The 17,061-nt window shown below is 60.2% G+C and carries 10 protein-coding genes; 6 read left to right on the top strand and 4 right to left on the bottom strand.

What is annotated here, in order from left to right; genetic code table 11:
* The first annotated feature begins 37 nt into the window (after positions 1-37).
* Together PLD_RS03300 and PLD_RS03295 are read left to right on the top strand one after the other, a co-directional pair.
* Positions 38-1,918, top strand: a complete 1,881-nt coding sequence (locus PLD_RS03300) for a DUF294 nucleotidyltransferase-like domain-containing protein (RefSeq protein WP_159889808.1) — start codon at positions 38-40, stop codon at positions 1,916-1,918.
* Positions 1,915-2,631, top strand: a complete 717-nt coding sequence (locus PLD_RS03295; protein WP_159889806.1) for a 3'-5' exonuclease — start codon at positions 1,915-1,917, stop codon at positions 2,629-2,631. Before PLD_RS03300 ends, PLD_RS03295 begins: the two co-directional genes overlap by 4 nt.
* 136 nt (positions 2,632-2,767) lie before the next feature.
* On the opposite strand, the gene PLD_RS03290 is transcribed toward PLD_RS03295, so the two are convergent.
* Together PLD_RS03290 and PLD_RS03285 are read right to left on the bottom strand one after the other, a co-directional pair.
* Positions 2,768-4,438: a BCCT family transporter gene (locus PLD_RS03290; protein ID WP_159889804.1), complete on the bottom strand. Its 1,671-nt coding sequence runs from the start codon at positions 4,436-4,438 to the stop codon at positions 2,768-2,770.
* A gap of 332 nt (positions 4,439-4,770) precedes the next feature.
* Positions 4,771-9,630 (bottom strand): NAD-glutamate dehydrogenase, encoded by a 4,860-nt coding sequence (locus tag PLD_RS03285; RefSeq protein ID WP_159889802.1) that lies wholly within the window; start codon positions 9,628-9,630, stop codon positions 4,771-4,773.
* Positions 9,631-10,185: 555 nt separating this feature from the next.
* Here PLD_RS03285 and PLD_RS03280 point away from each other — a divergent pair.
* Positions 10,186-10,542 carry a hypothetical protein gene (locus PLD_RS03280; RefSeq protein WP_159889801.1) on the top strand — a complete coding sequence of 119 codons (357 nt, stop codon included), beginning with the start codon at positions 10,186-10,188 and terminating at the stop codon, positions 10,540-10,542.
* A 243-nt stretch (positions 10,543-10,785) separates the two neighbouring features.
* Here the strand turns inward: PLD_RS03280 and PLD_RS03275 are convergent, their stop codons facing one another.
* Positions 10,786-11,859 carry an ABC transporter substrate-binding protein gene (locus tag PLD_RS03275; RefSeq protein WP_159889800.1) on the bottom strand — a complete coding sequence of 358 codons (1,074 nt, stop codon included), beginning with the start codon at positions 11,857-11,859 and terminating at the stop codon, positions 10,786-10,788.
* A 215-nt stretch (positions 11,860-12,074) separates the two neighbouring features.
* Between PLD_RS03275 and PLD_RS03270 the strand changes: the two genes are divergently transcribed.
* Both PLD_RS03270 and PLD_RS03265 read left to right on the top strand, forming a co-directional pair.
* On the top strand, positions 12,075-14,027 hold the full coding sequence (locus PLD_RS03270; RefSeq protein WP_159889798.1) for an FAD-dependent oxidoreductase: 1,953 nt from the start codon (positions 12,075-12,077) through the stop codon (positions 14,025-14,027).
* A 73-nt stretch (positions 14,028-14,100) separates the two neighbouring features.
* Positions 14,101-14,733: a cupin domain-containing protein gene (locus tag PLD_RS03265; RefSeq protein WP_159889796.1), complete on the top strand. Its 633-nt coding sequence runs from the start codon at positions 14,101-14,103 to the stop codon at positions 14,731-14,733.
* A gap of 51 nt (positions 14,734-14,784) precedes the next feature.
* Here the strand turns inward: PLD_RS03265 and PLD_RS03260 are convergent, their stop codons facing one another.
* Entirely contained in the window at positions 14,785-15,066 is a 282-nt protein-coding gene (locus PLD_RS03260) for a hypothetical protein (protein ID WP_159889794.1), read from the bottom strand.
* Between the two features lie 282 nt (positions 15,067-15,348).
* Between PLD_RS03260 and PLD_RS03255 the strand changes: the two genes are divergently transcribed.
* Positions 15,349-16,755, top strand: coding sequence for a hypothetical protein (locus PLD_RS03255; protein WP_159889792.1), 1,407 nt, complete (start codon positions 15,349-15,351; stop codon positions 16,753-16,755).
* The last annotated feature ends 306 nt before the right edge of the window (positions 16,756-17,061 follow it).

The raw sequence follows: 17,061 nt of genomic DNA, 5'->3' as shown, positions 1-17,061 counted from the left end.
CAGGCTTAGCCATTTTTCTCATCAGATCCGAGGTTCCATGCAAATCGAGTTACAGGAGATTCGCGACCACCTTCAGCAATTTGCCCCCTTTGATACCTTGCCCCAAGAATCGCTGGATGCCATTGCCCGGCGCGTGGAAGTCAGCTATTTCAAGGCCGGCAGCGACATCCTCGAAGCCGGGGCCACCATCCACGATTTGCACTATGTGCGCAGCGGCGCGGTGGAGATCTATCGACGCAACGGTGAGCTTTACAATCGCCTGGTCGAGGGCGACCTCTTCGGCCAGGCGGGACTCTTGCGCAGCAATCGCGTGCGTTTTCCCGCCAGAGCGCTGGAAGACAGCCTGATCTACTTCATCCCGGCCGATGTGTTCGCCGAGTTGTGCGCGCAACACGACAGCTTCGCCGACTTCGTAGAAGTGGAAGGCCACTCCAGGCTCAAGTCGGCGGTCGAAGCACAAGGCCGCGCCAGTGAACTGACCCAACTCAAATGCCGCGCCTTGATCTCCCGCGAACTGGTCTGGGTCAAACCCGACACCAGCGTGCAAGAGGCCGCGCAGATCATGGCCCACGAGAGCGTGTCTTGCGTCGTGGTGCTGGAGCCGGTCGGGCGGCAGGCGCAAAAAATGCTGGGCCTCGTCACCGACCGAGACCTGCGCACTCGCGTGGTGGCCAATGGCTTGAGCGACAGCGCGACCTCCATCGCGCAGATCATGTCCGCCGAGCCGGTGTCGATCCAGGCCGACGACTCGGTGTTTGAAGCCATGCTGTGCATGCTGCGGCGCAACATCCACCACCTGCCGGTGGTTGCCAGCGGGCGCACCCTGGGCCTGATCAACCTCTCGGACATCATTCGCTACGAGTCCCAGAGCAGCTTGTACCTGGTCAACCGCATCTCCAATCAGACCTCGGTTTCGGGCCTGCGCTCGCTACTGCGCGACCTGCGGGGAACCTACATCCGGATGGTGCGTGACGGCGCCACGGCGCACATGATCGGCAACGCCATCTCAGGCATCGGCCGGGCCTTTACCCAGCGCCTGCTCGAGCTGGCGGAGAAACAACTCGGCCCGCCGCCGATTCCCTACTGCTTCATGGCGTTGGGGTCGATGGCCCGCGACGAACAGTTGCTGGTCACCGATCAAGACAATGCCCTGGTGCTCGATGATCGGTTCGACCCGGCCCAGCACGATGACTACTTCCAGAAACTGGCGGCCTTCGTCAGTGATGGCCTGGCCGCCTGCGGATACAGCTACTGCAAAGGCGACATCATGGCGACCAACCCTCAGTGGCGCCAACCGCTGCGGGTCTGGCGGGCCTATTTTACCCAGTGGATCGAAAAGCCCAATCCGGCCACGCTGCTCAACAGCTCGATCTTTTTCGACCTGGACGGTGTCTACGGCCAACTGGAACTGGTGGAAGAGCTCAAGACACTCTGCGCGAAAAAATCCAGTGCCAACCCTGCGTTTCTCGCCGCAATGGCGCGCAACGCCCTGAACCGCACACCGCCCCTGGGGTTTTTCCGCACCTTTGTGATGGAAACCGATGGACGCCAGAAACGCATCATCAACTTAAAAGGTCGCGGCACGGCGCCCTTGACCGACCTGATCCGTATTCACGCCCTGGCCTGCGCCAGCACGGCGCAGAACTCCTTCGACCGACTGGACGCCATCAGCCAGACCCAACTCATGCAACCCAGCGCCGTGAAGCACTTGCGTTACGCACTGGAGTTTTTATTGATGGTGCGAATTCGACATCAGGCAGACGCCATTGAAGAAGGCAACACACCGGACAACTACATCGAGCCGGGAGGGTTCTCTTCCAGTGAACGCCATAACCTCAAAGAGGCCTTCCAAGTGCTGAGCAACGCGCAGAACTTCCTGCGCTACCGCTATCCGGGCAAAGCCCGTCATTCCCAATGAGCGGCTCAAGGCGCAAGGCAGACATACCGGATTGGGCCAGCCGGTTTGAGACGCTGGCCAACCAGACACGCCATCCTCAACTGCGCTCGTTCTACCAGTCCGGCGCGGTTGCCGCGCAGACGCCCCTGGAGCAGGTTGAGCTGCTCGCCATGGATGTGGAAACCACCGGGCTCAATGCAGCCAGCGACAGCATCGTCAGCATCGGCCTGATCCCCTTCTCACTGCGGCGCATTCGTTGCGGCGAAGCCTTGTACTGGGTGATAAAACCACCGTCGGAGTTGAGCGCCGAGTCGGTGACGTTCCACCGCATCACCCATAGCGATATCCAGCATGCCCCGCCACTGCCGGATGTCTTGACCCCGCTGCTGGAGGCCATGGCCGGAAAAGTCATGCTCGTGCACTACCGCAACATCGAGCGCGAGTTCCTCAATGAGGCGCTGCGCCGCCACCTGGGCGAAGGGCTGCAGTTCCCGGTCATCGACACCATGCAGCTGGAGGCCAGAATGCACCGCAAGAAACGCAGTTGGCTGGATCGGCTGCGGCGCCGGGCGCAGGTTTCGATTCGCCTGGCCGACAGCCGCACCCGCTATCACCTGCCGGCGTACCACGCGCACCACGCGCTGACCGACGCCCTGGCCACCGCCGAGTTGTTTCAGGCACAGATCGCCAAGCACTACTGGCCCGACATCCCGATCGGTGAGTTATGGGATTGAAGCGCGGTCGCCTTCGACAGCGCAGCTGATGCCCGCTGGCGCTATAAAAAAACCGATGCCGTTACCGGCATCGGTTTTTTTTACCGCCTCCCAAGCGCGTCATGCTTGGGATTGACTTGGCCTATTGGCACGGGCATCACGAACGGGGTTCGGAGAGCAGCCCTTTGACCAAGGACACGCAGCCCAGCAACAGCACTAACGCAAAAGGCAACCCGGTGGACACCGCCATTGCCTGTAGCGCAACCAGTCCGCCGCCAAGCAACAACGCGATCGCGATAACACCCTCGATAATGGCCCAGAACACCCGCTGCGGAACGGGCGCGTCAACCTTGCCGCCGGCGGTGATCGTGTCGATCACCAACGAACCGGAGTCCGAGGAGGTGATGAAAAACACAATGACCAGAATGATGCCCAGGAACGAGGTGATCTCCTTGAGCGGCAGCTCTGACAACATGGCGAACAGCTTGAGTTCCAGTACTGCGTCCTTGACGCCGACGATCCCTTGCATGGTCGCTTGATCAATGGCCGTGCCACCGAAGGTCGTCATCCACAACACCGACACCAGCGACGGAACCAGAAGCACCGAGATCAAGAACTCTCGTACCGAGCGGCCGCGGCTGACACGGGCAATGAACATCCCGACAAAAGGCGACCAGCTAATCCACCAGGCCCAGTAGAACGCTGTCCAGCCTTGAGTGAATTGAATGTCGGTACGACCAAAGGGATTAGACAGCGCAGGCAGATACTCTGCATACACCACCAGATTCTTGAAGAACCCAGTGAAGATCGCCAGCGTCGGCCCCACAACGATAATGAATACAAGCAATAACAGCGCAAGACCCATATTGATCTGCGAAAGAACCTTTACGCCTTTATCCAGACCTGCAAGTACCGACCACAGCGCAACCATCGTGATACCGATGATCAATACAACTTTGCTCAAGTTGGTGGACTTGATCCCGAACAGATATTCAATACCCGCCGCGGCTTGTTCTGCACCAATACCTAAAGATGTCGCCAATCCAAACAGCGTGGCGAATACCGCCAGAATATCGATGATATGGCCCGGCCATCCCCACACGCGTTCACCCAACAGTGGATAAAACACTGAGCGAATCGAAAGTGGTAAACCTTTGTTGTAAGAGAACAGCGCCAGGGACAATGCGACGATTGCATAGATGGCCCAAGGGTGCAGTCCCCAGTGGAAAATGGTCGAAGCCATCGCCAACTCGGCCGCGCCCTTCATATCGCCGGCCGCGCCGCCCAGAGGCGCCCAGTCGGTACGTACCCCATTGGCATCCAGACTGACGCCGCCCATGGCCGAGGAATAGTGCGACATGGGCTCGGCCACGCCGTAGAACATCAAGCCAATGCCCATGCCCGCGGCAAACAGCATTGAAAACCAACCCAGGTAAGTGTGATCCGGTTTAGCGTCTCTGCCACCGATTCGAACCTTGCCTAAAGGTGAAACGATCAGCGCCAGGCACAGCACAACAAACACGTTGGCCACGCTCATGAATAACCAGGCCAGATGACTGGTCAACCATTGGCGAATTGAACTGAAGAGCGGCTCAACTTCATTTTGCAGAGCGAGCGTCAGAATGACGAACAGCAAAATCAAGGCCGCGGAGATGACAAATACTTTGCCGTGAATATCGAGGGAGAATGAAAATTCGCCTTTGATGTTGTCTTGACCAATGACGTAGTCAGTGTCGATCAGATTAGCTGCGCCAGTCGGCGCGGGAATACCATCCTCGGTACCAGCCTGAGGTTTGAGTGGTAGATCATTCATAGGTTTTTCTCCCATGAGAGCCTCCGTAATAAGGGCACGCTTTGACGTGCGACGGTCTGTAACCTCGCTATTGCAATGGTAAAAACGAGATGTGTGGGCGGCCATCCTAACAAACTTCGCCAATTTGTTGGTCAATGTTCGGCTATTCACTTCAAGTGGGGATGCAGTAACTGGCGAATATCCCGTTCAAATAAAACCGCTCGCTCGGCGCTTCAGTCTGTGCCTCTCGGCGCACGCCAAGCGCCTGCAGAAAATAAAACACCCTGCCAAAGCCTAGCTTGGGCAGGGTGTAGAAGGCGGATCGGGTGTATCGCAAGACACCCCCGTTCCACAGGGCCCGCGGCTGTTTACACCACGCTTTGACCGCTCAAGGCCAGGTCCAGCAGCTCGCGGTTGGCCACCGCGTACATGGCATAGTCAGTGCCGCTGGCGGCACGGATTTCCACCAGCATCGAACGCCAGCGCTCGGCCATGTTCAGGTTCTGCTCCAGCCACAGGGCCACGCGGGCTTCCATGTCTTGTGGCGCATCGGCCATTTGCAGAACCGAGATGGTGATCGCCCGCTGCTGCCAGTCCACGTCATCACGGAAGGCCTCACGCGCCGCCGCCTGCCAGTTGTTGGCCACTGGCAGATCGCTGATCTGCTGCAGGTACCACGGCAGTTCCAGCGCGCTGCCCACGGCAAAGTAGGCCCGGGCCACCTCGGCCGCGTCGTGACCGGTGACATCCGCGGCCTCGATGATCGGCAACAGGGTGTACAGGTGGGTCGTGCCTGCAACCATGCGTGCCAGCAGCTCCGGTACGCCCGCTTCGACATAGGCGGTGTAACGCGACTGCCAACCTTCACGAGTCGGGCCTTCCAGCAGTTCGTCGAGCTTCAGGCCCAGGGCCGCCAGGTGTGGACCAAAGTGGGCCACGTCACGGCCAGCATCCTGCTCGTTGCGACGGCTGCGCAGGAACCAGCGCGTAGCGCGACGTCCCAGACGCATCAGCTCGTCCATCAGCTCCAACTGCACCTGCGCCGAGACTTGATGATCCAGGGCTTCGATCTGACGGAACCAGTGCGGCAGGTGGAAGATGTCCCGCACGATCACGTAGGCACCGGCGACGTTTGCCGGGCTCATGCCGGTGGACTCCTTCAAGCGCTGCACGAAGGTGATGCCCATGTGGTTGACCAGGTCGTTGGCGATCTGGGTGCTGACGATTTCGCGCTTGAGGCGATGACGGCGCATGGCCTCGGCGAACCGGCTGACCAAGGTCGGCGGAAACGCGGTTTCCATGTCCCGGGCCAGGTAGTCGTCGTCCGGCACCAGAGAGCCCAGCAGCGCCTCCTTGAGGTCGATCTTGCTGTAGGAAATCAGCACCGACAGTTCCGGACGAGTCAGGCCCTTGCCGGCGGCGACGCGCTCGTTGAGCTGCTCTTCCGACGGCAGGAACTCGATGGCGCGGTCCAGCTTGCCCCGGCCTTCCAGATCGCTCATCAGGCGCTTGTACTCAGCGATCCGCTCGTAGGCACGACGGGCCGCCAGGGACAGGGCCTGGGTCTGCTTGTAGTTGTTGCCCAACACCAGGCCACCGACTTCGTCGGTCATGCTGGCCAGCAACTGGTTGCGTTGCTTGTCGGTCATGTCGCCGGCCTGCACCACTTCGTTGAGCAGGATCTTGATGTTCACTTCGTGGTCGGAGCAGTCCACGCCACCGGCGTTGTCGATGAAGTCGGTGTTGGAACCGCCGCCATTGAGGCCGAACTCCACACGCCCCAGTTGGGTCATGCCCAGGTTGCCGCCCTCGCCCACCACCTTGCAGCGCAGCTCGTTGCCGTTGACACGCAAAGCGTCGTTGGCCTTGTCGCCGACGTCGGCATGGCTTTCGCTGCTGGCCTTGACGTAAGTGCCGATACCGCCGTTCCACAACAGGTCCACCGGCGCCTTGAGCAAGGCGTTGAGCAGCTCGGTCGGGGTCAGCTTGTCGGCCTGGATGTCGAAGCGCTCTTTCATCTGCGGCGAAATGGCGATGCTCTTCGCGCTGCGCGAGAAGATCCCGCCGCCTTCGGACATGAGGCTGGCGTCGTAGTCGGTCCAAGCCGAACGCGGCAGCTCGAACAAACGCTGGCGCTCGACGAAGCTTGTGGCCGGGTCCGGATTCGGGTCGATGAAGATGTGCAGGTGGTTGAACGCTGCCACCAGCTTGAGCTTGTCGGACATCAGCAAACCGTTGCCGAACACGTCGCCGGCCATGTCGCCGACGCCAACCACGGTGATGCTGTCTTCCTGGACATTGATCCCGCGCTCGCGGAAGTGGCGCTGCACGCCGACCCACGCGCCCTTGGCGGTGATGCCCATTTTCTTGTGGTCGTAACCGGCCGAACCGCCGGAGGCGAAGGCGTCGCCGAGCCAGAAGCCGTAATCGATGGCAATGCCGTTGGCGATGTCGGAGAAGGTCGCGGTGCCCTTGTCCGCCGCCACCACCAGGTACGGGTCATCGTCGTCGTGACGTACAACGTTGGCCGGCGGCACCAGGACCCCGTCCTTGAGGTTGTCGGTGATGTCCAGCAAGCCGGAGATGAAGATGCGGTAGCAGGCGATGCCCTCGGCCGCGATCTCGTCACGGCTGCCGCCCAGTGGCAGACGACGCGGCAGGAAGCCACCCTTGGCCCCCACCGGCACGATCACCGAGTTCTTCACTTGCTGGGCTTTGACCAGGCCCAGGACTTCGGTACGGAAGTCTTCTTCACGGTCGGACCAGCGCAGGCCGCCGCGAGCGACGTTGCCAAAGCGCAGGTGCACGCCTTCGACCCGTGGCGAGTAAACGAAGATCTCGAACTTCGGTACCGGCTTCGGCAGCTCGGGAATGGCATGCGGGTTGAACTTGAAGCTGAAGTACGACTTGTTCTGGCCGTTGGCATCGGTCTGATAGAAGTTGGTCCGCAGCGTGGCCTTGATCAGGTCCAGATAACGCCGCAGGATGCGGTCTTCGTTGAGCACCTGAACGTCGTCCAGGGCCGTCAGAATCGCCTGTTCCAGACGCTGTTGCTTGTCTTCCAGGTCATCGCTGGTGAGCTTGCGCGCCAGGTAGAAGCGGGTCTTGAACAACCGGGTCAATTCGCGGGCGATGTCGGTGTGGTTGTTCAGGGTGCTGGCGATGTAACCCAGGTCAAAGCCCAGGCGGATCTGCTTCAGGTAGCGGGCGTAGGCACGCAGCAGTGCCACGTCGCGCCATGGCAGGCCGGCGGTCAGTACCAGACGGTTGAAGGCATCGTTCTCGGCTTCGCCACGGACGATGTGGACAAAGGCGTCCTGCAGCGTGTCGTTGAGCTGCTGGATGTCCAGGTCCAGGCCTTCGGCGGCGGTGAAGGCAAAATCGTGGATCCAGTACTCGCGGCCATTGGTGTGGCGCAGGCGATACGGGAACTCACCCAGCACCCGCAGGCCGAGGTTTTCCAGAATCGGCAAGACGTCGGACAGCGCCAGCGGGGTGTCGGCGTGGTACAGCTTGCAGTGCAGCTCGCGCTGACCGGACACATGCCCCAACGGCTGGTAGAAGCTCATCACCAGCGGGTTGGCTTCGGTGAGGCTGAGCAAGTGCTGCATGTCCACCACCGCCGAGTGCGCGGCGAAGCGCTCGCGGTAGCCGGCCGGGAAGCCTTTGGGGAAATCCGCCAGCACATTGGTGCCGTGGGCTTCGCCGAAGCTTTCCACCACCAGGCTGGCGTAGTCGTCCTGCCAGCTGCGGCAGGCCTGCACCACTTCTTTTTCCAGCAGCAGCGGATCGATGTCGATGCGCTGTTTCGGATCGACCCGCAGAATCAACTGCACGCGGGCCAGCACCGATTCAGAGAAGAAGGTCCAGAACTCACAGTCGGTGGCTTGCAGACGATCCATCAGCACTTGCTGGATCTTCTGCCGCACTTCGGTGGAGTAGATGTCACGCGGCACGTAGGCCAGGCAGTAAGCGAAACGGCCGTACGGGTCCTTGCGCAGGAACACGCGGATCTTGTTGCGCTCCTGGATCTGCACGATCGACATCACGGTGCTGAACAGCTCATCCACCGGTGTCTGGAACAGATCGTCGCGGGGCAGCACTTCAAGAACCTGGGCCAGTTCCTTGCCCAGGTGCGCCTTGGCCTGGAAGCCCGAGCGCTGTTCGATGGCCTCCACCTTGCGGCGGATATACGGGATCATGCGCACGCTTTCGCCGTACACCGACGAGGTGTAGAGGCCCATGAAGCGGCATTCCTTGAGCACCTTGCCGTCGGCGTCGATCTGACGGATCGAGACGAAATCCGGGTACGCCGGACGGTGCACGCGGCTCGGGTGCGCGGCCTTGGCGAACGACAGCGGGGTCGCTTCGCGCAGGTAGTTGACGGCGTAGTCTTCAATGCGCAGGTCATCGCTGGTCAGACCGGCGCGCAGCAGCTTGGCCAGGCCCAGGAACGAGTTCGGGTCATATTCGATGTGCCCGCCGTCCGGGTCGGTGCCGACCACAAATTCTTCATAACCGAGGAAGGTGAAGTGGTTGCCCACCAGCCACTCCAGGAAGCTCTTGATCTCGGTCTTTTCATCGGCAGCGATGGCGAACTGGCTGTCGTCAATGCCCTGGATCAGTTCCTGGACCTTGGCCTTCATCGGCTCGAAGTCAGCCACCGCGACCCGTACTTCGTCCAGCACCTGCTCCAGCTCCTTGCTCAGCACGCTGAGTTCAGCGGCGTTGGCGCAGCGGTCGATCTCCAGGTACATCAGCGACTCTTGCTCCACGCCTTCGCCCTGGGTGCCCTTGGGCAGGACTTCTTGCAGCTCGCCCTTGCTCCCGCGCCGCACACTGAGCACGGTGGTTTGCAGGGTGTGGATGCTGTAGCCGCGACGGTTGAGCTCGGTGCGCACCGAGTCCACCAAAAACGGCAGGTCGTGGTGCAGCACTTCCACTGCGGTGTGGGTCGACTGCCAGCCGTGACGTTCGTAATCGGGGTTGTAGACGCGCACTTGCGGTTGCGCGTGATCGAAGCGCTCAAGCAGGCGCCAGGCCGAAAGGGTACAGCCCGCCAGGTCGGACATGCGACGCTGGGTGAGTTCGTCCAGGGAAATGATGCCGAAGAATTGTTCAGCGAACAGCGCCACTTGTGGCAGTGCCTGTTCACTGATGTGCTGCGCCAGTGCCGCTTGCAGTTGGTGCTGGAAGTCGGCTTTGCTGGCTGCGGTGAAGAACGCCATCTGTGGTACTCCGCTTGGGCTTGTTATTGATGGAAGCGTCGCGTGCAAAACCCCTCGCGGGGCGGTGGTGCATCCTGCTCCTGATCTCGGGCAGAGGTGGCAGGATCACAGGTGGATGAAGCTGGACAAGACCCCCAGGTCACATTCACTTTTCGCGATGAGCATCTGCAAAAACGACTGACGTTTCACGCAAGCGCTTAGGCAATGTCTTTACAGGTGACCATCAGCATCGGGATGCAACCTATTGCACTCACGAACAAGGTGTCCGCTGCGCAGCTTAACGAGTGCGATGCGACAGCTGCTTGCGATGCTGCGACATATTCGGTCATCGGTACGCAACTGGCGGCACGCCTTGTCAACAACACTAGCAGGCACGCAAGAAAACCAGGCTTTTTCCCCGCCATTGCGGTACTTGCGTGCCAAAAGTGACACCCCGGGGCAGCGCACTGGCGAGGTGTTGTGTGACAGACAAACCAGCAGAAATTCCCTCGGACTGGCAGAATCGCTTTTTTTTCTTGCCCGGCCGCTGCCGGCCCCCGCCCCAGGAACGCGCCCATGCACATGACCACCGCCCACCTGATCGCCAACCCGTGCGACGACGAAGAAGACAACATGGCCATGCTCTGCTGCCACAGCACCCAGGGCGAGATGTTCCTGATGAGCCGCTACCCGGACGAAGACGAACTGGAGATCACCCTCGACGGCGAACCCTCGACCCTCGACGGGGTCAAGGTCACCCTCAGCCCCACCACCTTGCTGATCGAAATCGCCGCGGCCGACGCCGACGCCCTGAACGGCGCCGATCACCTGGAAATCCGCCACAGCACCGCCGCCGCGGACCTGGCCGAAGTGGAACTGACCCTGCAAAACATTCTCAAGGGCACCGGCACCTACATCAGCCAACTGCCCTGAACCGCCGCCGCGCCCGAGGCTTTTCCCGTGGCCGCCGCAGGCGCGTAGAAAACGCCCCCTTCTCCAAGCCGTTGCACACCCGCTGGGGGATGGTCAGGCCCATTCGCTCAGGCGCGGTCAGCGCCGGCGCTGCGCTCGGGCGTGGGGCTGGGGGGCATGCCTGGGGCACGCCAGAAGGCGAGTTGGGTAAATGGAGTGGCCAACAACAAGACCGGACGCCCGCAGGCGTCCAGCCTGTTGCCCTTACCTGCTGGCCCAGGCGTTGAAACGTTCTTCCAGCTCCTCGCCGTGATCGACCCAGAACTCCACGTTCATCGCCAGGGCGTCCTTGAGGTTCTGTTCCGAGGTCGGCACCCACTGCGCCAGCGCCGGGTCGAGCTTGGCCGCCGCCAGGGTGTTGGTCGGGCCATAGGGGATCTGCTTGACGTAGTCGACCTGGACCTCGGGGCGGTTGGCGAAGGCGATGAAACGCTTGGCCTGATCCACGTGTTTCGAGCCCTTGATGATCGCCCAGTAATCCATGCCGTACAGGCTGCCGGGCCAGACCACCGCCTGGGAGGCGCCGGCCTGGGCCGCCACGGCGATACGCCCGCTGTAGCTGGAGGTCATCACCACATCACCGGCGGCCAGCCACTGCCCCGGCTGGGCCCCGGCTTCCCACCACTGGATGTAGGGCTTGAGCTCGGTCAGCTTGGCGAAGGCCCGCTCCACCCCTTGCGGCGTGGCCAGGACCTGGTACACGTCCTCGACCTTGACCCCGTCGGCCATCAGGGCGAATTCCAGGTTGTACACCGCGCGTTTGCGCAGGCCGCGCTTGCCGGGGAACTGCTTGACGTCCCAGAAATCCGCCCAGGACGCCGGGGCCTTGGCCAGCTTGTTGCGGTCGTAGGCAATGGCCACGCTCCACACCAGCACCGCCGAGCCGCAGGGCTGGGCGGCGTCGGCCATCAGCTGGTCGGCGCGGCCCAGGGCCTTCCAGTCCAAGGGCTCGTACATGCCTTCGTCGCAGCCACGCATCAGGTCCGGGCCTTCGATCTGCACCAGGTCCCAGTCGACGTTGCCGGTGTCGACCATGACCTTGATGCGGGCCATTTCGCCGTTGTATTCGCTCTGGATCAGCTGGCTGCCATCGGCCTTGCTGAAGGGTTGGAACAACGCCACATCCTGGGCTTTTTGTCCGGCTCCGCCGTACGCCACGACCACCATGTCGGGGGCTGCCTGGGCCTTGTTGTGAATCAGCGGCTGGCCCAGGGTCAGACCCAAGGCCAGGCTCAGGGCCAGGAAAGAACAACCGTGCTTGCGGGTGAGCGCTTTCATCTGTGAATCCTCGTCGCGGTGCCACACCGGCAGGCGCCGGCACGGCCCTTTTTTATTGTTGTGAGGTTCGCGCCAAAAGCGGGCGCAGGTCGAAGCTACTGCAAGCCTTAGTAAAAAAACAAGTTGATTTTTTACTGGCGGTAAATTTTGATAGGCCAACAATAACAACGCCAAGGCTGTGCTCCCCTGCCCTTGGCCCGCCTGGAGTCACCGCAATGACCAGCGCCTTCCCGCACCTGTTCGCACCCTTGCAGATCCGTGGCAAACGCCTGAAGAACCGCATCATGTCCAGCGGCCACGACACCTCGATGCCCACCGACAACCTGGTCAACGAACAGCTGATTGCCTACCACCGCGCCCGTGCCGAAGGCGGCGTCGGCCTGATCGTGCTGCAGGTGGCCGGGGTCCACGACAGTGCGCGCTACACCAGCCACGTGCTGATGGCCACCGACGACGCCTGCATCGACGGCTACCGGCGCCTGGCGCAAAGCTGCCACGCCCACGGCACCCTGGTGCTGTCGCAGATCTTCCACCCGGGGCGGGAAATCATGGAGTCCGCCGACGGCCTGCTGGCGGTGGCCTACGCCCCTTCGGCGGTGCCCAACGAACGCTTCCGGGTCATGCCCCGGGCCCTGGACCAGGACATGATCGACGAGATCATCCAGGGCTACGCCGACGCCGCCCGGCGCCTGCATCAGGCCGGGCTGGACGGCGTGGAACTGGTGGCCAGCCACGGCTACCTGCCGGCGCAGTTCATCAACCCGCGGGTCAACCGCCGCACCGACGGCTACAACGGCGAACTGGAACAGCGCCTGCGCTTTATCCGGGAAATCCTCGGCGCCATGCGCGCCAGCACCGACCAAGACTTCATCATCGGCCTGCGGATTTCCGCCGATGAACGCGACCCCGAAGGCCTCACCGAAGACGAATCCCTGGCCGCCGTGCAAATGCTGCAAGGGCAACTGGACTACGTGCACATAGTCGCCGGCACCTCCGCCTCCCTCGGCGGCGCCGTGCACATCGTCCCCCCCATGGCGGTGGAAGCGGCTTATCTCGCCCGGGAGGCCGGCACCTTCAAGGCCAAGCTGTCGATCCCGCTGTTCGTCACCGGGCGCATCAACCAGCCCCAGGAAGCCGAGGCGATCATCGCCAAGGGCCAGGCCGATGTGTGCGGCATGACCCGTGCGCTGATCTGCGACCCGCAAATGCCCAACAAGAGCGAGCGCGGCCACAGCGATGACGTGCGCGCCTGCATCGCCTGCAACCAGGCGTGCATCGGCCACTTCCACAAGGGCCTGCCGATCTCCTGCATCCAGCACCCGGAAACCGGCCGCGAGCTGCTCTACGGCCAGCCCAAGCCCAGCGCCCGCGGCAAGCGCATCCTGGTGGTGGGCGGCGGCCCGGCCGGGATGAAAGCCGCCGCCGTCGCCGCCCAACGCGGCCACCGCGTGACCCTCTACGAAGCCAGCGCGCAACTGGGCGGCCAGATCCAACTGGCGCAACTGCTGCCCCGGCGCAGCGAGTTCGGCGGCGCCAGCACCAACCTGCAACGGGAAATGCAACTGGCCGGTGTGGAAGTGGTGCGCAACACCCGGGTCGACCGCGCCCTGATCGAACGCGAAAACCCCGACCACGTGATCATCGCCACCGGCGCCCAGCCCTACTGGCCGAACTTCGAACACGGCGGCGACCTGCAAGTGGTGGACGCCTGGCAAGTACTGCGGGATGAAGTACAACTGGGCCGCAGCGTAGTGGTGGCCGACTGGCGCTGCGACTGGATCGGCCCCGGCATCGCCGAGCGCCTGGTGCGCGCCGGGCACCAAGTGCATCTGGCGGTCAACGGCACCCACTGCGGCGAAAGCCTGCCACTGTACGTGCGCGACCAACTGGCCGGCGAACTGCACAAACTGGCAATCCCGATCATCCCCTACGCCCGCCTCTACGGCTGCGACGACAGCACCGTCTACCTGCAACACACCGCCAGCGGCGAACCCATGCTCCTGGAAAACGTCGACAGCCTGGTCCTGTGCCAAGGCCACCAATCCGTGGACGACCTCGGCCAGCAACTCAAAGGCCTGGTGCCCTTCCAACGCATCGGCGACTGCCTGGCACCGCGCACCGTGGAAGAAGCCATCTTTGATGGCTTGAAAGTCGCCTGGGCGCTTTGAGGCTGCTTTATACTCCAGGCCTTTTGCAGGACGGGCGCCCGGATGTGCCCGCCTTCCAGGCCTGGAGCCCGCCATGAACCCAAGCAGCAAGACGCCGCCCGCGAGCCGCCCTCCCGCAGCGGAGCCCGGCACCGACAACCAGGCCCCTGGCGGCCCGCAGTTTCTTGGCACCCGCATCCGCGGCCTGCGCAAACGCCGCGGCCTGACCCTGAGCGAACTGGCCCAGCAGAGCGAACTCACCGCCGGCTACATCAGCCAACTGGAACGCAACCTCGCCTACCCCTCCATCCCCGCCCTGTTCAACATCGCCCGCAGCCTGGGCGTGACCATCCAATGGTTCTTCGCCAGCGAAACCCAGACCGCACCCGAGGATCAGGGGTACGTGGTGCGCAAGAAACAGCGGCTGCAGGTGAATTATGAGAACGGGATTATCGACCAACTGCTGACCCCACAACCGACCCGGCAGTTGGAGTTTTTGCACTCGCGGTTTCCACCGGGGACCTACAGCAAGGAGAGTTACAGCCATGAGGGCGAGGAAGCCGGGTATGTGCTGTTGGGGAGTTTTGAGCTGTGGGTGGGGGAACGGTATTTTCAGCTGAGTGAGGGGGATAGCTTTAGCTTCTCCAGCCAGGAGCCGCATAAGTATGGGAATCCTGGGGAGGAGGATGCAGTGGTGTTGTGGGTGATAACGCCGCCGACGTTTTGAAGTGAGCTACTGAGCGGAAGCGCAATGCACCGCTCTTTCGTTTACTGAAAACTAGCTGTCACGGACTGGGAAGTAGAACTGCTGCCGCAACCACTCGCTGAACTGGGCCTCGGTCAGCGAAGCGTGGTGCTCGCCCATTTCATTCCAGGCGCGGTTAATCATGTGTTCCCAGTCTCGGGCGACTTCCATGAGTGGCGCTGCTGCTCCCCAGAAGTGTCCGGCCTCCAGCGTTGCCCTGACTCGACCGTTCAGTTCAGCAAGAGTGGTGGCGCCCTCCAGATAGCGCCGCCCGGCCTCTAGCAGTTTTCTGAATTCGGTGATTTGAACGGTCATGTCTGATCCCTTAAACAGAGCGTTTGAATCCACAGCCAAAAGCAGCCACTCAGGATTCACCCGATGAGCGGCCATCCAGGCCAACGGTTGAACACAAAGTCATCTTGCCTCATTGAGCTAGGCCAGAGCCTCGCTGATATAACTTATCTGACTCTCCCTTATCGCGCACAACTATATGGACTGACTATCCCTCATGCTGGCTTTGCATGAGGGAAAGGAATGGTCTATAGCTTTATGGCTATCTGCCATGATCTGCCATAAGAAAGAGAACAAGGAGGTACAATGAGAAATTATATAGCAGTATGCTTTAGTCTGATTCTTATAATTGTAATTACGCCCGCGCATGCGTGGGGAAAAAAAGATGTTTCTATATATTTTGAGTTATCGGAACCAGTGCAATCTAGAGATGATCAGTATCAAGTTATAGCCATAAATACATATGCAATGCCAGCATTCTGTGCTGATAGCTTCAAGGGTTCGTTGGTGCGTAGCTTGATCGGCAAGAGCAACAAGGCATCGCTCTTGGTTACTTTGGACAAGATCCCCGTTCTCAATATGAGCTATGACGACAAAACTGGTAAGTGCGCCATACATGAGTATCGCGAAAAAAGCTTAAATGGCCAATTGCTAATTGGCTCAACTAAGCCAGACCACCAACTTGCTCTTATCTATGTGTCGGAGGAGAAAATTGATGGAATAACTAACTTGGTTAATGTGGCGAATACAATCCTTGGTGCTCAGTCTAACCTTGTCAGTGCTCCTGTTACTGATACTGTGCTGCCGTTCCTAGTCAACGCATACGAACAAGCAGCTAGGTCAGGTGTTGATTATGTGGTTGACTTTGATATTCCTGGGGTTCAGAACCACGAAAGCAAGGCGACGCTTAAAGGAATCATTGGCGATTCTGGCCCCAGAACACTAATTACCTTTCAGCGTATTACCAAGGATTCTGTCCTAGATACCTCTGCGTATAGCCAAATACTGGGTAAGACTATTAGCGGTGGAAAGTCACCTAATGAGGTACTAATCGCGCGTAGAGCTACTGAGGGAGGGGCGTTTAAGGCTGGAGGTTTGGCAACAGTTACAAGGGAGTGCGATCTTCTGGGGGCTGCATATAGGGATAGTCTTAATCAGGCTGACTTGCAGAGGCTTCTTGAGTCCTATCTATTAACCAATCATAGAAAGTACTTGACCATAGGGATGGTCGAAGACTGTTTAGGACAGCCTCTGCCGGCGCCTACTAAGCAGTTGGCATTCAAAATACTAGCTGATGAGATTGTTGAGCCATTAAGCGAGTACGACACGTCATTTTTGAGAAACTTATTTAATGGTCGTTCCGAGAAGGTTCTAATGGCTAATGCGAAATTTTCTGACAGGAGTCGCGAGCTTGGTGTGTCTACTGTATCCGAATATATTAACGTGAGTGATTCTATGCCTCTTTGCCATACATTCATGACATATGATGAGGCGGCTTTTGTTCAGGTCATAAAGTCCAAGCCTTACTACGTCTATGTGGCGGTTGATCGTCTTTATAAGGTGGGAGAGGCTACTGCGGATAAAAGCTCAAAAATAGAAAGTATAACTGTGTCGAAGAATCAAGATGATCTTTACGGAGAGAAAGATGGCGTGAGTCGCTGCTTAAATGCTGAAATGCAAAAGACTCGACTCGCGGGCTTATGGACTCAATAGAGTTTGGCTGAGTCTGTATCTTGGCCCAGGCTCAGCTATCCTTTTCGTGCAACCGGATTTTGCCCCATACAGGGAGGCTCGAATACGCTATTTAATTACAGTTTTGGTTGCTTTTCTTATGAGTGTGAATGCAATTGCGGTAAGGCACTAGTGATTCACACGGTGAAAGCCGGCCCGGAGGTGGGGCAGCAGTTCGTGGGTTGCTCGGGATTCCCCCGATGGCGAGTGACGCAGAGGCCTTAGTCAGTCCCCCCTTCCCGCTCAGACTGCTTGAGCGACTCGATGCTTAATGCCTCTAACAGTTGA

The organism is Pseudomonas sp. LD120 (genome assembly GCF_009861525.1).
GTDB lineage: Bacteria > Pseudomonadota > Gammaproteobacteria > Pseudomonadales > Pseudomonadaceae > Aquipseudomonas.
The sequence above is the reverse complement of the archived record's forward strand: the minus strand, read 5'-3'. Positions and strand labels throughout refer to the sequence as shown.

Coding starts and splice junctions, on each gene's coding strand:
- PLD_RS03300 (WP_159889808.1), top strand. CDS start 38: ATGCAAATCGAGTTACAGGAGATTCGCGACCACCTTCAGCAATTTGCC.
- PLD_RS03295 (WP_159889806.1), top strand. CDS start 1,915: ATGAGCGGCTCAAGGCGCAAGGCAGACATACCGGATTGGGCCAGCCGG.
- PLD_RS03290 (WP_159889804.1), bottom strand. CDS start 4,438: ATGGGAGAAAAACCTATGAATGATCTACCACTCAAACCTCAGGCTGGT.
- PLD_RS03285 (WP_159889802.1), bottom strand. CDS start 9,630: ATGGCGTTCTTCACCGCAGCCAGCAAAGCCGACTTCCAGCACCAACTG.
- PLD_RS03280 (WP_159889801.1), top strand. CDS start 10,186: ATGCACATGACCACCGCCCACCTGATCGCCAACCCGTGCGACGACGAA.
- PLD_RS03275 (WP_159889800.1), bottom strand. CDS start 11,859: ATGAAAGCGCTCACCCGCAAGCACGGTTGTTCTTTCCTGGCCCTGAGC.
- PLD_RS03270 (WP_159889798.1), top strand. CDS start 12,075: ATGACCAGCGCCTTCCCGCACCTGTTCGCACCCTTGCAGATCCGTGGC.
- PLD_RS03265 (WP_159889796.1), top strand. CDS start 14,101: ATGAACCCAAGCAGCAAGACGCCGCCCGCGAGCCGCCCTCCCGCAGCG.
- PLD_RS03260 (WP_159889794.1), bottom strand. CDS start 15,066: ATGACCGTTCAAATCACCGAATTCAGAAAACTGCTAGAGGCCGGGCGG.
- PLD_RS03255 (WP_159889792.1), top strand. CDS start 15,349: ATGAGAAATTATATAGCAGTATGCTTTAGTCTGATTCTTATAATTGTA.